Origin of the sequence: Salinivibrio sp. ES.052, assembly GCF_900141775.1 — a bacterium.
Classification (GTDB): domain Bacteria; phylum Pseudomonadota; class Gammaproteobacteria; order Enterobacterales; family Vibrionaceae; genus Salinivibrio.
In genome coordinates this window covers 677,071-698,658 of sequence record NZ_FSRI01000001.1, presented here as the reverse complement: position 1 = coordinate 698,658, position 21,588 = coordinate 677,071, and the positions used below count along the sequence as shown (strand labels likewise).

Genomic DNA, 21,588 nt, shown 5'->3' with positions numbered 1-21,588 from the left:
GTTTCCTTTTTGATGTTTTTTATAATTAGCTTGATGCTTGTGCATCAATGCATTGTTGTAGCAACCGATAATGGTGGCTAATCGTTGCTTGTGCCTTAAACGGCTCCGCATCGATAATGTGGTTAACGGTCTGTTGCCAATTTTCCACGGTTTGACGACGGTAATCCGCCGCCTGGTAAAGGGCATAGTCATGCGAACTAAACCCTTGTTGAATAGCATGCATCACCCACTCAAAAATGGGATTGCCTGACATCGCAGCAATCAGTAGATTCAAAGCGCGATCTAACTCGCCTAAACGATCAAGATCGGGGTCTTCCTCCGCGGCAAGCGCCTCCAGCTCTATGGCTTTGTCACTCAGCTGTTTTTTTTGCTCTGCCGTTCCACGGCTAATGGCTAGCAGTACTAAGCTGTGATCAACGGTTTCACGAAACTCCGCCACTTTATCTGCCTTGACGTGGCTTTGTTTTAGGAATAACGCTAACGATTCGCTAATGTTGTGCACATCCACTTGGCGTACCACCGCACCACCTTTCTGGCCTTTTCGAATTTCAATCAAGCCTTTTTGTTTGAGTGACTGAATGGCTTCTCGGACGACACCACGCCCGGTACCAAACTGCTGTTGCAGGTCACGCTCACTGGGTAGTTTGTCGCCTGGCTTTAGCGCCTCAGACAAAATCGCTGACTCTATTTGTAATGCGACGTCTTCACTGGCCCGGCCCATTTGCACCGGATGAAACAAGCTACTGGTGGATGTTGTCATGATTACCCCTTCGCATTTGGTCCTACCAAACTAGCAAATATTTCATTTGGTAGTCAAATATATATTGATATAGCCAGTTTGGTAGTACCTTTAATCTGAACATCAATAACGCGTAAAAAATTGATAAGTAATATAAAAATAAAAAATCCCGCCCAGTTTTCACTAAGGCGGGATCATTAAAAGAAATCATCAACAGCTAGCGCTGGTAAACCATTCGCCACTCACGCTCTCCGGTATGGGGATCGGTTTGCTCTCGATCGACACTGAACCCATGGCGTAAGTAAAACGCATAGCTGGCTTTATTTTTTTGGTAAACCGTTAAATTAATGGCGGATTTTTGTTGCTTCGCATGATCGAGAAGCAGGCTCCCTACCCCTTGACCTTGATCCTCTGGGCAGACAAAAATCGCGGCGAGCGTATCGTCATGTAACGCGTAAAACCCGTATATTGTGGTATGACTTTCGGCCACCCACACATCTGCCATGGGCAAATACGCTGACCGCATTGCCTCTCGTTGCTGATGCCAAAATTCATCATCAACAAAATGATGCGCTTGTAATGATGCGTTAAGCCAAATATCAAGCACACGTTCAGTGTCCGCTGGACGCATTCGACGTAGCGTCAGAGAATATGAATCGGCAAATGCCATGTGTGTCCTCCTGGTTATTGCACAGAGAGTCATCTCATTGTGCTGAAAGCAGCGCCGGATTAGTCACAAGGTTTCGAACACCATGGGCATGTCGCTCATTAAATACATTAGCCTGACACCAGCGCTGTACACTGGCAATATCGACTTTCTGTACATGAGGACGTACGCGCCATGTTACCTGATAGGGGGACCCTTTTTGGTTATATCCTGGCCCTGTCGTTGAGCCCAAATACGTCACTGGTTGACCACTGTTGTCGGGTAAGTGTATCGCTTGATAGCGGCCATTTCGCTGCCCGACTTTGGTCAGTTGGGAAAAGTTGTTTGCTTGCTGATCATTCACCACCACTAATACTTGCGCTTCAACACGCAACTGTGGATTCACCGTCGCATCACTCAGACACGCGCCTAACGTCGGTCCCGGCGCGACGGAAGCTGTGCTGTAAACATAGTGGAGTTCTAGCGTGTCACCGACCTGTACACGTTGATACTCACTGCCACACACCGGCTGATCATAAGACGCCGACTCTTGCGCCGACAACGTCCCCGTATATAGATAACCTGAATGGTAGCCATGGCCATTACCTACGCCAGCAAAGCGCGTAAATTCTCCCCCTTTGTGTTCTGCGTTTTTATGGAAGTGGATATTGCACAGATTCATTTTTGGGGCAGGTGGCGCGTAATTGAAATGTTGAGGGTTAGTGCCAAAAATCGCATCAATATTTCGTGGTGATTGGGGGCCAAACCCTTTATCTAGCGTGGCATTGGCCAGTGCCTCACGCTGAGATTCTAGAGGATCGGTCGATTGCGAAGCCGCTAGCGATGCATACGTAACAAACACGCCCAGCGCTAGTGTGGCGAGAGAGAGTGAAGAGTTCATGATTCCTTTCTACTGTCGGTAAAACCAGTGAGTCTAATCGCGCTCTGGGCGAGTATATTGATCTCCCTCGTAAAAGGTTAAGCAACAAATATAATAACACCCCATTTTGGAATCATTGTCACTGATCGATTCGGAAAGTCATCCCCTTATACACGGTAGTGAGAGATCGCACTCCCCCAGCAGTAGGCATTCACAAATAATTTTATGACAGCGTTAAGGCTATTTGCGAAGTACCTTGGTCATGAAGTGAAGGGCATGATCAACAGGATAATCCTCTAATGTCATTTGACACTGATAGCCGTGCTTTTCGTAGAAAGGCTTGGCTTGGAAGCTGAAGGTATCGACAAAGGCCGCATGGCAGCCAACTTCTTTAGCATATTCTTCTAAATTGCTCAGTAAGTGGCTACCCACTCGGCGATGGCGAAAGGCCTCATCAACCCACAAATACTTAATCAACAGCCATTGCCCCCAGGTATTGGCAATAATACCGCCAACACGCTCATCGTGATCGTTGTAGGCGTAACCCGCCAGAGATCCTTCAGGGATACTGGCCAAAAACGGTTGGTTGCTGTGTTTCAACCCTCGACGAATGGCAGTAATGTCATCCTCACTGGGTTTTGCGTCCATGCAGTATTTCATTGTTGTCCATCTTTACTGATCAGCAGATCACAACAGTATGCCTTGTCGATCCCACCCAATCTGTGCCACCGCGCACTCTATGGGTTTTTATTCATCATCAATCGGCTTAGCGGCCACCGAACATTGCGTGGTTATCGTCAACTTTGGCCAATGGCTGAGCCATTTTTTGTCATCAATTCGCTGTTGGAATATCGTCCAAGGGCGGGCGGGATTGTGGCTGAGTTTCAGTTCAAACAAAGATTGAACCCCAAAGGCGGCGATGACTTCACAGCGTTGGTTCATATCAAGGCGAACAGCAATCGCGGTTTCTTTCTCAGGCCAAAAGCGCATCGCATCCAGCGTGCTTGCGTAAGGGCGATCTTGATGTTTCTCGTGCATCCGTGCCTGGTTACGCACCTGCCAGGTCATCTCCGGCATGGTCTTTTGTAATAGGCTCTCAAGATACTGTTCACGCGCTTTACTGGTGTCATCTGGGTCAAAGAAAATGACGTCGATATCGTTGAGCGCACTGGGCGCGTACTTGTGCATCGCATCCCAAACAAGGTTACGGATAAACCCGGCGGCGATATAACACTGTGGGAGGTTTAAGGCTTGAACACAACGAAGCGCACGCATCCTAACGGGATCAGCCTCAATCAAGTCAATCAAGGCGCGTCGATATGTCTTCTGGCATAAAAAGAATTGGTGCTGGTGACGTTTACGGATCCGACGACGCTTCATGGGTTAACCACCGCAGCGGACGTATTCAAATATTTTGCGTGATACATGGTAGTTGTACTGCCTGGCAATCTTCTGGGCAAAAAACAGCTGTGGTAATTCAAATAGCACTAAGCCAACCAAAATCAAAGCAAAATAAGGCTGACTCATCACTAGGCCGATAACGGCAATGACCAACAAGGTACATTCTACGATAAACAACCGGTACTTTCGCAAGTAAAGATGATGGAATCCCCCTAAGAATGCCCAATTTAGCGCCGCATAGGTATCAGGATCCTTGAGTTGTCTGGTTTGCTCGGCAAAATAACGTTTTTTCTGGCTTTGGGTCAAGCCATTCACCTGCTTTCTCAGTGCTTCTTCTTGCGCATCCAGCGCTTCTATCGGTTGGGTAAAACGCATTAAGGCACCTCGTCGTGAATTTTTTCAATCGCATTGGGATTATTACAGCGGCGAATGCGCGCCAATCCGAGTTGCCAGCCTCGAATGGTGCCGTACTTTTCGATCGCTTGGCGCGTGTACTCCGAGCAGCTCGGCTCGAAATTACACTCAATATTGAATAGTTTCTTTGATCCACCTTTAGCTTGGTAACGATGGATCAACGTAAGCGACAAATACTTGAGCATTAGCGACCTAGGGTGACAATCACTGCCTCACGCTGCCAAAATAGCATATAGCGTTTTTTTTCAATCACTTGAAAAACAACTTGCCAGCCGTCTTGCGCGTATTGATTGAGCTCGGCTTCAAGGCGTTGCAACGGCAAGCCACTTGATCCCAGCAATAAGGTGCCGCAGCCGCCTTCAACAATGTGAACGACTTTGTACTCGGTAAACTGACTCATTTTTTTCTCCTGACAGTATAAATAGATAAAACGGATTTTCCGGCTGGCTATTCCACGACTCACGCTTCCACTAAGGGGTTCAGTTTGGCAGTGAGCACATGGTCTTGCCAACGGCCGTTGATTTTGAGGTAACGGCGAGCATAGCCTTCGCGCTCAAACCCTAGCTTGGTAAGTAGCCGCTCACTGCGCGTATTGTCGGGAATATAGTTGGCCATCACACGGTGCAACCCAACCTGCTCAAACACAAAACGGATGCCTGCTTGGATGGCTTCGTGCATGTAGCCCTGGCCTTGATAATGCTTGTCAGCGGCATAACCTAACAGACACGCTTGAAAGGCGCCGTGAATCACGTTGGTGAAATTGCACACCCCTATCACATCGTCCCGTTCATGATGCAAAATCACAAACTTGAAGGCTTGCTGCTGTTGAAACAAGTCTTTCGCCTCTTGCAGCGCGCTATGCCAATAGTCTTCGCGGTAAAATGCGGCAGGACGTATCGGCTCCCATGGGGAAAGGTGAGCACGATTTCGCTGATAAAACTGCGCCATCATGTCGGCTTTTTCTGGGGGAAGTAAAACTAATTTCGTCCTTGGCGTGCTCAGCACTTGGGCCTCCTTGCATCGATTGGCGCGACGGACAGTACCTAATTCTATAAAAAATGCCGCCTTGGAGGCGGCATCAGAGACTACCAGATATTCACCCGCTGATCTTCGGGTAAATACATGCCGTCACCTTCTTTAATATCAAAGGCTTCATAGAACGCAGGCACATTACGCGGCGCACCCAGCACTCGATACTTTGGTGGCGCATGCGGGCCCAGTGACACGCGCTCACGCAGCGCATCTTCACGCATTTTCATTTTCCAAATCTGCCCCCAGCTGAGGAAGAATCGCTGCTCGCCGGTATACCCGTTCATCACAGGAGAAGGTTCACCGTGCAACGATTTTTGATAAGCGCGGAAGGCGGTGGTCAAACCGACTAAGTCACCAATGTTCTCGCCCAAGGACACTTTGCCGTCAATGAACAAGCCCGGCAAAGGCTCAAACTGGCTAAATTGCTCAGCGAGCTTTTGGGTGCGAGCATCAAAGCGCGCGCGATCCTCATCTGTCCACCAATTTGCAAGGTTACCATCCCCATCATAACGCGAGCCCTGATCATCAAAACCGTGTCCCATTTCATGACCAATCACTGCACCGATACCGCCATAGTTCACAGCATCATCCGCATTCATATCAAAAAACGGCGGTTGTAAGATCCCTGCAGGGAACACAATCTCGTTGGCGGTTGGGCTGTAATAGGCGTTGACCGTTTGCGGGGTCATGCCCCACTCTTTGCGATCAACCGGCGCACCAATCCGCGACAACATATCTTGATAGCCCCAGCGTGCGGCACGTTTGCTATTGCCAATCAAGTCATCGGCGTTGATGGTCAGCGCGCTGTAATCTTCCCATTTCTCTGGGTAGCCGATTTTGGGCGTGAATTTACTCAGCTTATCCAACGCTTTCGCTTTGGTTTCATCACTCATCCAGGTTAACGATTCAATCGAGTCCTTAAACGCAGCACGTAGGTTATCAATCATGGTTTCCATACGCGCTTTGGCTTGCGGTGGAAAGTAGCGCGCGACATATTCTTGGCCGAGCGCTTCACCCAACACCCCTTCGGTGGCTTGTACGCCCCGCTTCCAACGGTCACGCTGTTCAGGAATACCATTGAGGGTTTTGGAGTAGAACGCAAATTGACGTTCAACCAACTCATGGTTAAGGCGCGGTGCAAACGCATTGAGGGTACGAATGGTGAGATAATCTTGCCACGCTTGCAGGCTGGTTTGCTCAAACACCTGCCCTAGCGCCTCAAAATAAGATGGCATGCGCACCACAACCTCATCGGCTTTGTCGATACCCGCGCGTTTGGCAAAGCGCGCATAATCAAACCCGCCCATCAACTGATTGAGCGCCTCAATCGGCATTTTGTTATAGGTTGCTTGCGCGTCACGGCGTTTAGCGCGTGTCCAGTGGTGTTCTGCCAGCGTTTTTTCTAACTGATAAATACGGGCAGCGCGTTGCTTTGCCTGATCGTAATCCGCTAAGCGCAGCATATCTTCGAGATAGCGTTTATAAGCGGTGCGGATACGCTCAGCATCCTCGGTGTCGCGGAAATAATAGTCTCTATCCGGCAGGCCCAACCCGCTTTGGCTTAGATACAGGGCGTTATAGTCAGGATTTTTCGCATCGGCCCACGCATAAAAACTAAACGGGATCCCAACGCCAACTTGTCGCAAATCGGCCATCGCGTAAATCAGCGCAGGCTTCGAAGTAATCGCGGCAATACGATCGAGCTCAGGTTTGATTGGCGTCACCCCTAGGGCATCAATTTTATCTTGGTCCATATAGCTAAGATAAAAATCACGCAGCTTTTGCTCGTTGGAGCCAGGCTTGAGATCATCACGCGCCACCAGCTCATCAATGATGCCTTTAAGGCGCTTTTCATTCTCTTCGGCCAAGAGACGGAATGCGCCATAGCTGGACATATCACTGGGGATTTGGGTTTGGTCGTACCAAGTGCCATTGACGTGACGAAACAAGTTATCTTGCGGGCGAACCGAACGATCAAAGTCTTGTAGATACAGACCTGATTCGCGCTGCACTTCAGCGTGTGTGGTGTCAGCAGCGTACACCTGGCTAGGCACCAAGCTCATCACACCTAGTGCAAACGCGACCCCCATCGCGGCGCGTTTTAATCGCACTCGATTGACTGGTTTATTTATCATCATTCGTTTACCTAATTCCTTCCATAACATGGCTCAAGCGACGTAATCTTGTCGATTCCCGAAAAGACATGCACTGTTCACGACATAAGGTCTCGATAGAGCACCACACAGTGATAATCACGCCCCTCGTCTTGCTCGGGTTCAAAATGGGTAATACGACAAAACCCTTGCTGATACCAGAATCGAAACGCGCGAATGTTTTCGGCATAAACATTCACCCCCATGCGTCGATAGTCCCCATAAGCTTGCACGGTTTCAATCACGCTCGCAACCGCTTCGCTGCCATAGCCATGTTTTTGATATCTTGGAGAAATAGTGAGCATGGGGAGCCAAACACTCTGTGTGTCAGGTGCATTGAGCGAGATTTGCAAATAGCCGATATCTTTACCGTCATGGGTTTGAATACGGCGAAGGTAAAAAGCCTCTTCTACATCGGGCGCCTTTTTCTCCGCACTATCCGCTATCAATGCTTGATAGGTCGATAACGACCAAGGTTTAAACGTGGGATCTTGATATTGCAGATGCTGGTTTTGCTCAAACAGCGCTTTAACACGCTTTGCATCACTGTACTCAAACGCACTAAAACATAGGCGTTCAGACCGCCATGTTGCTGGAAACATGTTCCTATTCCTTTCAATTCAATCCCATGACTGCCATTAATTATGAGCCGCTAGCGCCCGTCGATGACTGACATCAGCGTGATTCATCATACACATACTAACTAGCATTGCGCATATCGAGATCGTATTAAAAAAGCAGCCTCACGTGGTTCACTAAACCATCGCTCTCATTGCCCGTTGGCAGACACCGACACAAGCGATGCGAAACGGCCACCATCACTATGCGACCCACAAGTAATAAGCCAACGCATGGTAAACACTAATACGTCACAAAAATTGCAGACGGGATAGGCAGTTAAGGCTAAACTCGCTACGCTATTAAAGCTCAGGGTGCAGGGCTCGCTCAGGCGTTAGGTTGCCGCCATCGATGCCCATCATAATCGCCAACAGGCAAGAGGAAACAAACGTGAATTGGATAAAAACGTTATCGCATCATCGTCAACGCATGAATACAGTCATGTTAGTACTGGTGACCACCCTTCTGTTTCTTCCGTTGGCCCATGCCGACCAAGCGCCGGCGCCCACCGAACCAAATGTCACATCGAGCGACACCACCTCATTAGCGCATCAAATAGCGCGCACCAAACAATACATTCAAACCTTGGTAGAAAGCCTTAAACAGGCAAAAGGCGATGACAAAGATGCAATCCAATTGCAGCTATTTACCAAAAATGAAGAGCTGCGAGAGCTGCTCGCCGACGCCATCAATCAGCAAAGCCTAGATAACCCGCAGTTGATTCAACTGGTCACGGCACAGCGGCGGTATACCCAAGATGCGTATCAATACATCACAACCCGTCTTAATAGTCTCAATGAGCAAATCACTCAAGCCAGCCAAGAACAACGCTTACCATTGATTAATGAGTATGCGGAACTGCAACATTATTTAAGCACCACCTTTGAAGCCAGCTGGGAAAACATACGCTGGCTCGAGCAGCTCGATCAGCCCGCACGTGAAGCGCGAAACACCTTAGAGCAACGTCTTAACCAGCGTTTACGACTCCTTTCTGCGTCTATCGACTATCTGCGTCAGCAATACACGGTGCAAGAAAAGCAAATCAAATCGAGCCCCGATTCCGAAAAACCCGCATTGCAGCTGACGCAGTTAAATACGCAACAACGCCTCACGATCGCCACCGATAGCCTAAAGCGCACCTATCAAATCGCTGATGAATTAGGGATCGAAACGGCAGAATACAAACGCCAACTCTTTGGCGTGACCGGCAACATCACTCAAGATATTCTGGATATGGATGTCGCGTATTCGATCCTCTCTCATTGGTCTACGAACACGCTTTCTTGGGCTGAAGACAATGCGCCACAGTTAGTTTTTCAGCTCATCATTTTGGTGCTGATTTTGTTGGTGGCAAAACTGCTCGCGAGACTCACGCGCTCCGTGGTGAAATCGACTGTCGCCAACAAGAACTTTAAGTTTTCGCAGTTGATGCAAGACTTTTTCGTCTCGATGTCTGGCAAAGCTGTGTGGATGATTGGGATCTTGGTCGGTCTCTCCCAGATCGGGGTCAATCTTACTCCGGTACTCACTGGCTTTGGTATCGCTGGGGTCATTATCGGTTTTGCGCTGCAAGATACGCTATCAAACTTTGCTGCAGGGATGATGCTACTGATCTACCGCCCTTTCGATGTGGGTGATTTTGTCTACGCCGGTGGCGTGGATGGCAAAGTAGGCAATATGAGCTTGGTGAATACCACGATTCGCACATTTGATAATCAAATTATCATTGTGCCTAACAGCAAAATTTGGGGCGATGTGATTAAAAACGTCACTCGAGAACGGATTCGGCGGGTGGATATGGTGTTTGGTATCGGCTATAAAGATGACCTACTTAAAGCAGAAGCCGTGCTCACCGAGATTGTCCAATCACATCCTGCGGTACTTCGTACACCGGAGCCCATGATCAAAGTACATGTTCTGAATACCTCCTCGGTAGATTTTATTGTCCGACCATGGGTGAAAACCGATGATTATTGGGACGTCTACTGGGATGTCACCAAAACGGTCAAATTGCGCTTTGATGAAGAAGGCATCTCGATTCCATTCCCTCAACAAGACGTCCATCTGAATTGGGGCTCGACGGCGCCAGAGGCTCGCTCAAATCACTAGCATGGTACCGCAAATGGTTTACCTGTCGGTTTGCACTCAACGCTGCCAGTGGTAATCCATTTGCTTTGCTACGCGCAAGGCTAAATCTTCGCTGTGCAGATCAGCCACCAGCTGCAAACTCATATCAATGCCCGCAGAGATACCTGCGGAGGTGAGATATTTTCCATCCCTCACCCAGCGCTTACCTGATACCACACTTAATGACGGATAAGCACGGCTGAGGTCGTCCATATCTTCCCAATGTGTGATCACTTTTCGACCATCGAGTAGTCCGGCCTCTGCGAGTATGAACGCCCCCGTACAGACAGAGGCCGTACATTGAGTGATCGCATCTTGTTGCTTCACCCAATCGATCACCGACGGATTCGTGACTTGCTCATGGTGAACGCCGCCGACAACCAGCAGCACATCCAGTGTGGGATGATTGGCGAGATCATAATCCGGCACGATACGCAAACCGCCGCGCGCGAGCAAAGGTGAGTCTCGTTCAGCAATCAGTCCAACCTGCCAACTGTCCGCGCCCAAACGTTTTGCGGTGCTAAACACCTCAAAGGGGCCAGCAAAATCGAGCACCTCTGCGTGCTCATACACATAAATACCAATATTCATCGTTTGTTATTACATCCATGTAAGTGTTGGGTTAATGATCAGGAATAAACTTATCAAAGCGGCTCTCCATACAGGCACTGATATCGGTGGTGATAAACTCGCCCTGATAATACAAACTGAAAATGGTGGCCGGTGAAGGACATGCTTGTGCTTGGCTCAATGTCTCTAAATGATGCACTTCAAGCGGGATACCGCGCTGCGCACAGCTTCGTTGTAGCGAGTTCAGCACATGGTATTCCGCATAAGGACAACGATGGGAGTAATACGCCACACACCCTTCAGTTGATACATTGGCGGTATGAACGGATTCTCTAAATTGCGGTACTTCGGCTGCGTCTTGGACTGGATAATACAACAGCACAAAGCCATTAGGGGCTTCATCCGCCACGCTGAAGCCTTGGCCTTTTAACCATTTTGTATCGCTCATAAAGTGGTATTTCTTTTTACCAACCACCGCGACTAAGCCTTGCTTATTTTGCTGCTTAGCCGCTTCAATGGCGTCAGCTAACAGTTGCTTGCCGTGTCCATGCCCTTTGTATTTCCCAGAGACCCAAAAGCAACCCAGAGCCAGATAACCATCAGCTTGTATAGGCTGCCAAGCGGTCTCTGCTGGGCCATATTCAATGAAGACTTTGGCGCGTTCATCCAAACGGCGAAAACGGTATCCGTGCTGATGCTCCTGCTTTAGCCACTGCTTTTTCGCCTGATAGCTGGCTTGGCACTTTTTATCCGAGAACGCACAGCAGATGTGCGCATCTTCCAAGGTTTCTGGGGTTAAGGTTAGGTAGGCCATATTCACCTCCACACAGGTGTATTGATGGTATACCTTTTAACCTACCTTAACTGTATGGATGATGAGTCAGCATGGGTCACAAAGCCATCAATCTTATGACGACGTGGCCGCGAGGCGCGTTTTCTCATGCATCGATAATAAAAGCATACCGATGCTGGCACACATTGTCATAGCGATAACAAGCGACCAAGTCACCGAATAACCGAACGTATCGATGACATAGCCAATCAATACAAAGCTTGGCATCAGCAATAAGCTACGCAGCGTGATCAATACCCCTTGAATACGACCGCGATGGCTCGCCGGCGACTTGTTCGCGAGATACACGCCCTCTTTGGTGAGGACCAACACTTCAGCGGCGGAAAGAAAAAACCACGCTAAAAAGTGAACGGGAATCGTAGGTGCCAACATCACAAGACCATACCCCAGCACAAATAAAAGTCCTGCATAGGCCAACGCCATGGTCTCGGTGTGTCCAGATGTGGCGCGGAGCAATAGCGGCGTGATGATCACCACCAACACGCACGCATACGTCATCAGTTGACCAAAACGCACGGGCCCTTCTTGGCCAAATAAATGACTCAAATAAAGCGGGCTAGCCATCGTCATTTGGTTCAACGCAAACCAAAGCATGCCGCAAAGCAAAGTGAACACAATGAGATAAGGACGTGATTTAAGCACCGAGCACCGACCACACACTGCCTTCTACCGCGCGCTCAAGTTCAGAGTCCGACTCGGGGACGGCTTGCTCGGTCACATTGACCAAAAAGGCAACGACAAGAATACCCACCAAGACGGCAAGCCCGTTACCAAAGAAAATCCACTCAGTGTGCTGCCAAAACAAATAACCCGCCAAGATGGGGCCCATCGCTGAACCCAAGTTATAGGCAAGGTAGCTAAGCGACATCACGGCATCACGATTACCTGCATGAGATAAATCTGCCACCAGTGCATTACTGGCCGGCAACGCAACACCAATAAAAAAGTACGCAGCGAATAATAACACCGGCACCATCACTGGGGCATCGGGCGCAAACCCACACACCAGTAGCAAGATGGCACCAACAAATTCCCCCGCCACCATGGTGTTTTTATGGCCTATCCAATCAGAAAGCTTGCCACCAATAAAACTCCCCAGCAGGTACAAGCCAGTAATACTCATCGCCAATGTACCCGCCAGCGACGCGGAGTAGCCGAGCTTATCGGTAAACAACAACACGAGGAAAGGAATAATAAAATTGCCCATCCCGAGGATCATGCGGGCCAGTGCAACGTAGTAAATATTGCGGTGCAATCCTTTATACATCGCCACCGCAGAAATAATCTTGTTGATTGTCGTAATCGTTAAACGTCCGTGTTAAAAAATCAGCACGTAATGTACATGATTGATAAATTTATAAAAACTCGTCATTCACTAACGACCAATGGTGCGGCATGAGCTCGCGCACAGTTTTAAAAACTAGCTGGTTGTCTGGCGTAGAAATCGCGGCTTTTACATCTCCGCCCCAATGCACTAAGCGTTCTTGACAAACGCCACAAGGGCTAAGTATCAAAACTTGGCTATGTTCGTCCTCACGACAAAGACATAAAGAATGTGTAACAACTTCATCGCGTTTGTGTGCTTCCAAATAGGCACCGACTTCCATACACAGCGATAGTGCATCATTTTTCACATCTGGCGCCACACTGGTTACAATGTCACCAGATGCTAGCCTGACGGCAGCAGCGCCTCCCCACCCCGTAGGATAACGGGTTTGCAGTAACGCCAACGCCGCATCATAAAGTGACTGTTCTATCTCTTGCATAAAAATCCTTTTTTAACCTATCAGCTTTGCTTGATATGCACGCGTTCATGCGCCTGCCATAAGGTCTATTTATGCGCGATTATTGTGCCCAAAAGAGGCAAATACGTGGCTTGGACCTTTCTGTTTTTCGAAAAAATAAAGTCTTTAATATGGTGGCTACGTTTCGGCCTCTCCAGAGACACATCGATGGATGATAACGCTCGGCAATTACTTGACCACCTATGCCAAGGCTATGACCGATTAGCCCAACGTCACCAGACGCGCGCTTTTCCCGAGCTCTCCACCGCTATCAAGCACCCGCTCGGCTATTGTCTGGTTCACTGCCCTATTGGTAGCCAGCGATTCGCGATTGTCTCGTTACAATTTGCCCCCAGCGTTCGCGGCCAAGGGGTGCTGACGGCGTTTATCGATTATATTCAGGCGCACCCACATCACTATCGTGGCATTGAAGTCGCCACCATCCAAAACCTTTGCCTAGCGAGGCGATTGCTCACACTCGGTTGGCAATATAAATCTGTCCTGACCAAGCTATTTCGCGCCAACACCCCCACCTTGGTGCATGATTTCTAATCAAAATACGGAAGTGTTCGCGTAGGTGGGTTCCTATTATTGCGGATGTTTGCCAAATCTGTGCTGCTTGCCTACCGACAGTCAACGACGACTTTTCTCTTCGACGCCGAGCTCGGCTCGTTTCGCTTTGCTCAAGCCCTGACAAACAAGCTGATACGATTGCGCCACATAGTACGTTAAGTCTTCATCAAGCTCCCCGGTGGTGTGAGTTTGTTGAATCCATTTCATACCCCGGTTAGCAAAATACGGCGCCGGTACGTAACCTTCAAGATCGCACAAAAAGGCATAATTTATCGGCGAGGTTTTGAAGGTAAACGCCGGTTGACCGCTTTTACTGCGGGTGCCAATGGCGAAGACTTTCCCACCCACTTTCCAGACGTCTGAGTTGCCCCACTGCACCACATGTGTCGCGGCCGTAAACGCGCGGCAGTATTGATTAAATGTAGAGTGATCCAAGCAGTTCTCCTTTCAACATGCACACCGTTTTTTTGCAGTTTAGACGGGCATCATCATCGCAGACGGTAGTAACACAGGCAATCGTATACGGCCCGCGCTCAAACGCACAGCGTACTGCATTCTGGTCGTTTTGAGACGGAAATACTGCTTTTCCTTACACCTGCCATGACAGTTGCGTGTACCTCTACTACCTTTTTAGACGGTAATGCCTAAAAGCACCTTAAAAGGGTGCATTTCTGGGCAGGTTAGGTATAAAAAATAAATACAATAGGGGAAGCGACATGAAAGAGAGAGTCTCCTCAGGTATTCCTGGGCTTGATCAAGTCCTCAATGGCGGCCTCCTCCCTTCAACGGCAGTATTGGTGAGAGGCGGGCCAGGTTTAGGCAAAACGACGACAGGCTTGCAGTTTCTGTCTGCAGCTTCAAGAGAAGGCGATAGCTTGTTTATCGGTTTTCAGGAAGCTGAAGAGCAGCTAAAAACCAATGCGACAGCGATTGGCATTGACGTCTCAAACATTGCTTTTCTCAGCCTAGCGCCAGACGACTCTTTTTTTAGGGAGCACGAGTCCTACGATATATTCGCCTCCAGTGACGTCGAACATGAGCCGGTCACCAAAGCCATTGTCGAGACCATTGAGGCACTCAAACCGACTCGAGTTTTTGTCGACTCCTTTACTCATCTACGCTTTCTTACCGCGGATGTTTTTCAATATCGCAAAGAAGTACTGTCGTTTATCAATTACCTCACCGAACGCGGCGCCACCGTTTTGTTTACCTCTGAGCATAGCGACTCCTCACCCGATGATGATTTAAGATTCTTATCGGATGGCGTCATCTCGCTTAGCCAAACCCCGATGGGACAAGAAATTTGCGTTGAAAAGTTTCGCGGCTCTGATTTCTTAAAAGGCTCTCACCAGATGCGCAATGGCGCTCATGGGGTTGAAGTGTTCCCTCGGCCACTTCCTCCCAACGAAGAGCTGGTACCAGGACGGTTTGAACCCATCTCGACGGGTATTGCATCTATCGATAACCTGCTTGGCGGTGGGCTAGAGATGGGCACAGTGACCATGATTACTGGCCCCTCAGGGATTGGAAAGTCGACCTTAAGCAGCTGTATTGCCGAGCAATATAGCCATAGCCTAGGTCACGTAAATATCTACCTGTTCGAGGAAGAAATCTCCTCATATCTCCACCGGGCACGACAACTCAACATCACACTGCAACACCAAGCGGAGGCAGGATGTTTAACCATCGAACAGATCGAGCCTTTGCAATATTTAGCCGATGAGTTTGCAGCTAAGGTGTACAAGGATGTTGTTCAAAATAACACTCGCCTAGTGGTGCTTGATAGCACAGCCGGTTTTAAACTGACGTTGCGCGAAGAATCAATCCAAAACCGCCTACATGCCTTAGCCAAAGGCTTATCGAGGATCAATGTCTCGGTGATCCTGGTAAATGAGACGTTTGCGCTTTACGGCGAAGACAGCATTTCTGAAAAAGGCATCAGTTACTTGTCGGATACGATTATCTCACTGTCATACTACGCAAACGACACGACTCACTCGCAGATTTCGGTGATGAAAAAACGATTGAGTGATTTTGACCGCAAGCCTCACCAATATCTTATCGGCCCGAAAAAGGTACAAGCAATCACCATTTGATAAAGAATGAGGTAAGAGAGGTGACAAACCAAAGCTCAGAACCATTGACTATTTTATTATGTGTCAAGTCGCCAGGGAATCAAAAAGTGTTGGCTGCCTCTCTTGAAGACGCGGGTTACCACTGTCGGCCTCTCAATAGCGAAGCCGACATGCAGGCGGCAGCAGCGATTGCAGGTAAAAAACTTGCACTCGTCGACACTAGCGGCTTTGGCTCGAACGTGTGGCGTTTGTGCGAAAAACTGCAACACATGAACACTGCATTCATTGTTCTCTCACCGCAAGAAATGCTGACACGCTCCAGCCATGCGACTCAATATGGCGCGGTCAGCGTCATGCAAAAACCGGTCGCTAAAAAAGCCTTAATGCAGCTGATAGCTGGTTTTACAAGTGAGGCGTAACGATGACCAGTACGGTTAGAACGTTGCCAGTAATGGTAAGTCCCGATCAGGCAGCTGAACGCAAAGATGATGGGTTCCAGCGTATTCAGGGTGCCAACGTTTTATTGGCTATCCATAACCCTAACAACTTGGCGCTACTGCGCGAACAACTGAGCAGCAACTTCCAAATTTATGAAAATCCAAGTGACATAGACAATATCGAGTTTGATCTTGCGATCATCGATATCCCCTCTCTCGAGCAATATAAAGACGCATTGCAAGACAAAAAGAGCCGATGCGAGCCCACACTGTTGCCTGTTATGCTCATGATCTCTAAGCGCGATCTCAAACACAAACTTCGCCCTTACCTGGCACTGGTGGATGAATTTATTACCATGCCCATTGATAAAGTGGAGTTTATGGAACGCGTGGTGATGCTTCTTAGGGCGCGTTTTTTAGCCATTAGTCAACGAGATAAGCTCTATTACCTCGCCACTCATGACAGGGTAACCGGCTTACCCAATGAACAGCGTTGCATTGAGCATCTCACCGACACCATTCTCGCGGCGTCAGTATTGAATCAACCTGTTTATGTGGTTGTTTTCTCGATAAGCCTCGATCAGGTTTTTAAATCTTTCGGGCATTCTGGGCTCGATCAAGCCGCGGTGATATGCTCTCAACGAGCAGTCAGGGCAGTGACAGACAACGATAGACTCTTTCGCCTTACCACAGATACCTGGTGCCTGGTGACACCACCGGGGCATCATAGCTTGACTCACACTTTATCCGTCTGCCAACAGATGATTCATACCATTAGTGCGCCAGTCAATATTGAACATGATCTGATCCATATTGATATCGCTATCGGGGTCAGCCATTACCCAGACGATGCCGTCAATACCCGCCAACTACTCGATGCCGCGATTAACGCCATTGAACATACAGAAGCAAACGTCCCCCATTTCTATTCAAGACGACTCCAAAAGGATGCCCTGCGCTATATTCGGACTGAAACACTGCTACGACAAGCGATAACCAAAGAGCAATTTGAGCTTTGGTACCAACCGCAAATAGACTTTGCGACGGGTGAAGTAAAGAGTGTCGAGGCGTTGGTTCGTTGGCGGTTACCTAATGGTAACCTCGTCTCACCGGGGGACTTCATTCCAATCGCAGAGAAAACGGGGCTCATTACACAAATTGACAGATGGGTGATCATTCAGGCATGTGAAACCATGGCACGTTGGAAAGAACAGGCGTTAGGCATTGAACGCGTGGCAGTCAATGTGACCGCGTGTGATGTGGAAGAAGATGACTTTGTCAGCTTCATTGATGATATTTTAAAAAAGAATCAAATCCCCCCTCCTAACTTAGAGCTAGAGATAACCGAGGGGGTGTTCTTTCATTCAAAGTCACAAAACCTTGAAAAGCTAAGCCATCTTCGTCAACGCGGGATCAATATTGCAGTTGATGATTTTGGTACGGGTTATTCCTCGTTGAGTTATTTACACACATTGCCCATTTCAATTCTTAAGATCGATCGCTCATTCATCAACAGCATCCTGACCAGCGAAAATGATGTTGCCATCACTAAAAGCATCATCTGGCTTGCAAAAACCTTTCAGTTACAGACGATTGCAGAAGGCGTCGAAAACGCGGATCAAGCCAATTATTTGAAAAAATTAGGCGTTCACATTGCCCAGGGCTTTTATTACGCCAAGCCGATGCCGGAAAACCAATTTGTTGAATGGTTACAAAATCAAAAAAGCGCTGAGCATATTAAGCAAAGGCAAAGCCAAATATCTTGAGTGAGAAACGACGCCCCGCCCTGTGACATAGGCACTCGCCCAGCTACAGTTGCTCAGCAAGCCTTTTCAAGTAGCTTTTGGCTAAATCGTATTGCCCTCGGCTCAGCCATTTTATGCAATCAAACAGCTCCCAAATCAGCCCCTGATCGCCGCTAGTGTAAACAGGAAAGTTCTCGTGCTTTGGGGCTGGCTCATCGGTCACTCGCGCTGGAATGATCCCCGCTTTATCAAACAAAACGGCAAAGGGCGTTGAGAGCTGAAATGGCTCGCTCACGTCCAAACAATGGATTTCGGCACTGGTTAGGTCCGTGAAAATATATTTTTTAAACATCGCCTGTTCATTGTGATCACCGGACAAGAAATAGAAAATGTCTTTTCCGGCCTCAAAGCGCGCAAAACATGACGCTGCAGAACGATGAAAGCCGTGCTGTGTAAACACGACAATATCCGCATCGGACACGCGATCGCCTTTGCCCGCGGCGAGAGATCCGACCAATACTGCCGCGATCACATCCTGTTCTGACGCAAACGCGGCGCAGGCCGATTCAATCAATGCCTGCTGCAAAGGCAAGTGTTGTCCGTTTATTTCATCCTGAATCATAGTTATTCCTTAATGTTTCGAACGAGCCGAAACGGCCATTAGGCTTACTTAAAGCAAACTTCCGCCCAACGCGCTAAGCCTGCGGTGACTGAGCCAAAGTAGTCGCCACTCACCACAGGTATGTTCGGTAACTCTGCTTGTACAGCTTCCCGCAAGAAGGGCGAGCGTGCCGAGCCACCTGTCATAAAAATCACGTCAGGCTTTACACCAGCCTGAGCGACCACATCGTGAACTAAGGCGACCATCTTACGTTTGGGCGCCTCAATCGCATCAATCATGTTATCGCGCGATATATCAACGTCCACACGCTCTGAGAACAGCTTAATACCCGCTCGGTAAGCGGCTTGATCCGACAACGCGATCTTTGCCTCTTCCGCACGACGGACAATGTTGTGCCCCAGTGATTCGTAATAGACCTCAAGCAAACGGGCCAGTTTATGTGGCTCTTGCGCTTGCTTGTGCAGCCCTTTGAGCACAGCCAAATTTTCAAACGCATAGAAATCGTTTTGTGCTTGCACGTTGTTAATCGCGATAGGGTTGGAAAACTGCGTAATCGGCATCTCAATGCCAGATTCCATTTTGCTGCCCATCCCAAACGGGAACATCATTTGTTTGAATGCCAACGCAATATCTAAGTCATTGCCGCCAATACGCTGGCCTTTATGCGCTAATAAACTTGCACTGCGATCGCGACTACCGCGCCATGATGGTCCCATCTCAATCAACGAACAGTCTGTGGTTCCCCCACCGATATCGACCACCAGAACAATTTGGTCTTCGCTCAGTGTCGCTTCATAATCTAAGCCGGCAGCGACTGGCTCAAACTGAAATTCAATCTGTTTAAAGCCTGCCCGCTTAGCCGCATTGAGCAAAATACCTTCGGCTTGGCGGTTTGCCGTCTCGCCTCCACGGCCTTGAAAGTTGATAGGCCGACCGATCACCGCATCATGAATACTCTGTTGGGTTTGGTGTTCGGCTTGCGTTTTGATGTTGTCCATCATTGCGCATACTAGGTCCTCAAAAAAGCGCAGTTGGGCATCACGTAAACCTGACGCGCCAAGGAAAGATTTAGGCGATTTCACGTAGTACATATCGCGCGGATCATCGAGATAGCGATCGAGCGCCGCTTGACCAAACGCCATGTCCTCCGCCTCAAGTTCAATGCTTTCCTCTCGGTTTACATGGATAGCGCGGCGCAACACCTGCTCGCCAATCGTATCTAGCGGCTTGATGCCCCGATGACGAAACAGATACTCAGACACCGATTCGCGCGTAGGTGCGGCAAGGGAGGAAGGAATAAACGTGCTATCCCCTTCCAGACGTAACAGCGTCGGCTGACCGTTTTCAATTTTCGCCACCGAACAATTGGCTGTACCATAGTCAAAGCCGATATACATAAATGCCTCTCACCGCTGAAAAAGTCGGCAATGCTACCTCAACCGTCGCGGGATTTCTAACATCCGTGTGCCCAAGCCAGTCCGGCTGTCTGGGCCAGTGCCTCGCTACCCACTGCCATCCTTGTGAACCTGAGTTACACCTTGTCGGCAAAATAGGCCATGATTTCTGCAGTAGTCATTTCCTTCGTTTGGTTGGAAAAGCAATAGTAACTGGGGCGCATGTCACTGAAATACTGCATCTCCATTTCTAGGCCTTCAAGATCAGGGAACAAGCCTACTGGCATATTGTACTCACCAGTTTCTTTGAATTTATAAAACAAATGCGTGCCACACTCAGTACAAAAACCACGTGACGCCCACGACGATGATGGGTACATTTTTATCTTTTCATCACCCTCAAAGGTGACTTGTGTTCCACACTTCACCGCAAAAAATGGCGCACCACCCCAGCCGCGACATGATTGGCAGTGACAAACTGTGAAGTTGGGGTTTACATTTTCGGCGGTGATTTTTACTGCACCGCATAGGCAGCTTGCTTGAGAATAAGCCATTGACATATTTCCTTAATTATTGAAACGCAGTGTGGGAGGCAGTCGCCCTGCCGCGATAACGCTGTCATAAATTATTTTCCACCATCTCTTTGATGGTTCTTGCCTTAACAAAATGATCTAACTGATGGGTCTGTATCCACCAGGTTGCGGTTTCCATCAATTGCTCCGGATCGTCATTTTTGTTTTTGAAGAACGCATAAAATGACACGCCGACATTCTCGCCTTTCGCTTTGATTTTTTGATCACATACTGCCAAGATTTTTGCTCTCAGTTCCGCTCTCATACGCCCCTACTCTATCCTTAAATGAATAAGTTCTGCTCTAATTCTAAAAGGCGCTTTTTCAGTGACAAACCGCCACCATAGCCAACAAGCTCCCCTTGGGTGCCGATAACCCTATGACAAGGAATGATAATCGCCAACGCATTTGCTCCATTAGCATTGCCAACCGCGCGCACTGCGGCTTCATTACCAATCGATACTGCCAGCTCTTGGTACGTCGCCCTGTCACCGTACTGAATGTTGCTTAATGCATTCCATACCGACTGTTGAAAATCGGTACCCGCCAAAAGTAAAGGCAAATCGAAAACTTGTCGCTCACCCAAAAAATATTCCTCGAGCTGAACGCGAGTAGCGGCCAAAACATCATCGCTTTTTTCTACAAACTCAGCGTTAAGAATCCGTTTAATGCGCTCATCAACGGCCCTTCTCATCTTGCGATATCGGAAGTCACACAAGCAAAGCTTACCTTGATAAGAGCCAAGGATAAATTCGGCATAAGGATGTTTATAATACTGGATATTTATTGTATGCATTATGTTCTCTTGTGAATAGTTTTTCCCCTACCAACATGGATACTTGTCTTATCTGTTTTAACTTCTACGTTAATTACCCCTAAGTGTTTCTAAAATTCTCATACCATCGCTTTTACAGACACTGTAACCATCAAAAACCGTGGGTATTTCATGGGCAC

27 protein-coding genes are annotated in these 21,588 nt (G+C 48.5%); 5 read left to right on the top strand and 22 right to left on the bottom strand.

Annotated elements, in window-relative coordinates:
- Positions 1-25 precede the first annotated feature (25 nt).
- The 11 genes from BUQ98_RS03320 to BUQ98_RS03270 form a co-directional block, all read right to left on the bottom strand.
- A complete protein-coding gene (locus tag BUQ98_RS03320) occupies positions 26-760 on the bottom strand; it encodes a FadR/GntR family transcriptional regulator (protein ID WP_074212480.1) in 735 nt (244 codons plus the stop codon).
- Positions 761-956: 196 nt separating this feature from the next.
- Positions 957-1,409: a GNAT family N-acetyltransferase gene (locus BUQ98_RS03315; RefSeq protein WP_074212479.1), complete on the bottom strand. Its 453-nt coding sequence runs from the start codon at positions 1,407-1,409 to the stop codon at positions 957-959.
- Between the two features lie 34 nt (positions 1,410-1,443).
- A complete protein-coding gene (locus BUQ98_RS03310; protein ID WP_074212478.1) occupies positions 1,444-2,286 on the bottom strand; it encodes a delta-class carbonic anhydrase in 843 nt (280 codons plus the stop codon).
- 219 nt (positions 2,287-2,505) lie between these two features.
- Positions 2,506-2,925: a GNAT family N-acetyltransferase gene (locus BUQ98_RS03305; RefSeq protein WP_074212477.1), complete on the bottom strand. Its 420-nt coding sequence runs from the start codon at positions 2,923-2,925 to the stop codon at positions 2,506-2,508.
- Between the two features lie 87 nt (positions 2,926-3,012).
- The gene (locus tag BUQ98_RS03300) at positions 3,013-3,540 is read right to left on the bottom strand and encodes a nucleotidyltransferase family protein (RefSeq protein WP_074212476.1); all 528 of its coding nucleotides are present in this window, start codon (positions 3,538-3,540) and stop codon (positions 3,013-3,015) included.
- A 108-nt stretch (positions 3,541-3,648) separates the two neighbouring features.
- Positions 3,649-4,041, bottom strand: coding sequence for a hypothetical protein (locus tag BUQ98_RS03295; protein ID WP_074212475.1), 393 nt, complete (start codon positions 4,039-4,041; stop codon positions 3,649-3,651).
- On the bottom strand, positions 4,041-4,265 hold the full coding sequence (gene yidD, locus BUQ98_RS03290; protein ID WP_074212474.1) for a membrane protein insertion efficiency factor YidD: 225 nt from the start codon (positions 4,263-4,265) through the stop codon (positions 4,041-4,043). Before yidD ends, BUQ98_RS03295 begins: the two co-directional genes overlap by 1 nt.
- The gene (locus BUQ98_RS03285) at positions 4,265-4,480 is read right to left on the bottom strand and encodes a DUF4177 domain-containing protein (RefSeq protein WP_069362674.1); all 216 of its coding nucleotides are present in this window, start codon (positions 4,478-4,480) and stop codon (positions 4,265-4,267) included. Before BUQ98_RS03285 ends, yidD begins: the two co-directional genes overlap by 1 nt.
- A gap of 59 nt (positions 4,481-4,539) precedes the next feature.
- A complete protein-coding gene (gene rimJ / locus BUQ98_RS03280; RefSeq protein ID WP_074212473.1) occupies positions 4,540-5,085 on the bottom strand; it encodes a ribosomal protein S5-alanine N-acetyltransferase in 546 nt (181 codons plus the stop codon).
- A gap of 80 nt (positions 5,086-5,165) precedes the next feature.
- Complete coding sequence (locus BUQ98_RS03275; RefSeq protein WP_217693628.1) at positions 5,166-7,250, bottom strand: M13 family metallopeptidase; 2,085 nt, start codon at positions 7,248-7,250, stop codon at positions 5,166-5,168.
- A 74-nt stretch (positions 7,251-7,324) separates the two neighbouring features.
- Positions 7,325-7,867 (bottom strand): GNAT family N-acetyltransferase, encoded by a 543-nt coding sequence (locus BUQ98_RS03270; RefSeq protein WP_074212472.1) that lies wholly within the window; start codon positions 7,865-7,867, stop codon positions 7,325-7,327.
- Between the two features lie 457 nt (positions 7,868-8,324).
- Here BUQ98_RS03270 and BUQ98_RS03265 point away from each other — a divergent pair, with 457 nt between their 5' ends.
- Entirely contained in the window at positions 8,325-9,992 is a 1,668-nt protein-coding gene (locus BUQ98_RS03265; protein ID WP_074212471.1) for a mechanosensitive ion channel domain-containing protein, read from the top strand.
- A gap of 36 nt (positions 9,993-10,028) precedes the next feature.
- Here BUQ98_RS03265 and BUQ98_RS03260 read toward each other — a convergent pair whose 3' ends face one another.
- The 5 genes from BUQ98_RS03260 to BUQ98_RS03245 form a co-directional block, all read right to left on the bottom strand.
- Positions 10,029-10,601: a DJ-1/PfpI family protein gene (locus BUQ98_RS03260; RefSeq protein ID WP_074212470.1), complete on the bottom strand. Its 573-nt coding sequence runs from the start codon at positions 10,599-10,601 to the stop codon at positions 10,029-10,031.
- A gap of 31 nt (positions 10,602-10,632) precedes the next feature.
- On the bottom strand, positions 10,633-11,394 hold the full coding sequence (locus BUQ98_RS03255; protein WP_074212469.1) for an N-acetyltransferase: 762 nt from the start codon (positions 11,392-11,394) through the stop codon (positions 10,633-10,635).
- Between the two features lie 93 nt (positions 11,395-11,487).
- The gene (locus BUQ98_RS17120) at positions 11,488-12,075 is read right to left on the bottom strand and encodes an MFS transporter (protein WP_254813867.1); all 588 of its coding nucleotides are present in this window, start codon (positions 12,073-12,075) and stop codon (positions 11,488-11,490) included.
- Entirely contained in the window at positions 12,068-12,700 is a 633-nt protein-coding gene (locus BUQ98_RS17115; RefSeq protein ID WP_254813866.1) for an MFS transporter, read from the bottom strand. The genes BUQ98_RS17120 and BUQ98_RS17115 overlap by 8 nt, the downstream gene beginning before the upstream one ends.
- A gap of 88 nt (positions 12,701-12,788) precedes the next feature.
- Complete coding sequence (locus BUQ98_RS03245; RefSeq protein WP_074212468.1) at positions 12,789-13,199, bottom strand: cytidine deaminase; 411 nt, start codon at positions 13,197-13,199, stop codon at positions 12,789-12,791.
- A 186-nt stretch (positions 13,200-13,385) separates the two neighbouring features.
- On the opposite strand from BUQ98_RS03245, the gene BUQ98_RS03240 reads away from it, so the two are divergent.
- Positions 13,386-13,769: a hypothetical protein gene (locus BUQ98_RS03240; RefSeq protein ID WP_074212467.1), complete on the top strand. Its 384-nt coding sequence runs from the start codon at positions 13,386-13,388 to the stop codon at positions 13,767-13,769.
- Between the two features lie 81 nt (positions 13,770-13,850).
- On the opposite strand, the gene BUQ98_RS03235 is transcribed toward BUQ98_RS03240, so the two are convergent.
- The gene (locus tag BUQ98_RS03235) at positions 13,851-14,225 is read right to left on the bottom strand and encodes an MmcQ/YjbR family DNA-binding protein (protein ID WP_074212466.1); all 375 of its coding nucleotides are present in this window, start codon (positions 14,223-14,225) and stop codon (positions 13,851-13,853) included.
- 281 nt (positions 14,226-14,506) lie between these two features.
- Here BUQ98_RS03235 and BUQ98_RS03230 point away from each other — a divergent pair, with 281 nt between their 5' ends.
- From BUQ98_RS03230 to BUQ98_RS03220, 3 genes are all read left to right on the top strand, one after another.
- Positions 14,507-15,886, top strand: coding sequence for an ATPase domain-containing protein (locus BUQ98_RS03230; RefSeq protein ID WP_083605178.1), 1,380 nt, complete (start codon positions 14,507-14,509; stop codon positions 15,884-15,886).
- Between the two features lie 86 nt (positions 15,887-15,972).
- Positions 15,973-16,284, top strand: coding sequence for a response regulator receiver protein (locus BUQ98_RS03225; protein WP_139294622.1), 312 nt, complete (start codon positions 15,973-15,975; stop codon positions 16,282-16,284).
- 2 nt (positions 16,285-16,286) lie between these two features.
- Complete coding sequence (locus BUQ98_RS03220; protein ID WP_083605177.1) at positions 16,287-18,068, top strand: EAL domain-containing protein; 1,782 nt, start codon at positions 16,287-16,289, stop codon at positions 18,066-18,068.
- Positions 18,069-18,111: 43 nt separating this feature from the next.
- On the opposite strand, the gene BUQ98_RS03215 is transcribed toward BUQ98_RS03220, so the two are convergent.
- The 5 genes from BUQ98_RS03215 to BUQ98_RS03195 all read right to left on the bottom strand — a co-directional run bounded on the left by BUQ98_RS03215 (position 18,112) and on the right by BUQ98_RS03195 (position 21,430).
- Positions 18,112-18,669 carry a nucleotidyltransferase domain-containing protein gene (locus BUQ98_RS03215; RefSeq protein ID WP_074212464.1) on the bottom strand — a complete coding sequence of 186 codons (558 nt, stop codon included), beginning with the start codon at positions 18,667-18,669 and terminating at the stop codon, positions 18,112-18,114.
- 44 nt (positions 18,670-18,713) lie between these two features.
- Positions 18,714-20,066: a molecular chaperone gene (gene yegD / locus BUQ98_RS03210; protein WP_074212463.1), complete on the bottom strand. Its 1,353-nt coding sequence runs from the start codon at positions 20,064-20,066 to the stop codon at positions 18,714-18,716.
- Between the two features lie 134 nt (positions 20,067-20,200).
- Positions 20,201-20,617 (bottom strand): GFA family protein, encoded by a 417-nt coding sequence (locus BUQ98_RS03205; protein WP_074212462.1) that lies wholly within the window; start codon positions 20,615-20,617, stop codon positions 20,201-20,203.
- Between the two features lie 64 nt (positions 20,618-20,681).
- Complete coding sequence (locus tag BUQ98_RS03200) at positions 20,682-20,900, bottom strand: DUF6500 family protein (RefSeq protein WP_074212461.1); 219 nt, start codon at positions 20,898-20,900, stop codon at positions 20,682-20,684.
- 17 nt (positions 20,901-20,917) lie between these two features.
- The gene (locus BUQ98_RS03195) at positions 20,918-21,430 is read right to left on the bottom strand and encodes a methylated-DNA--[protein]-cysteine S-methyltransferase (RefSeq protein WP_074212460.1); all 513 of its coding nucleotides are present in this window, start codon (positions 21,428-21,430) and stop codon (positions 20,918-20,920) included.
- Positions 21,431-21,588 lie beyond the last annotated feature (158 nt).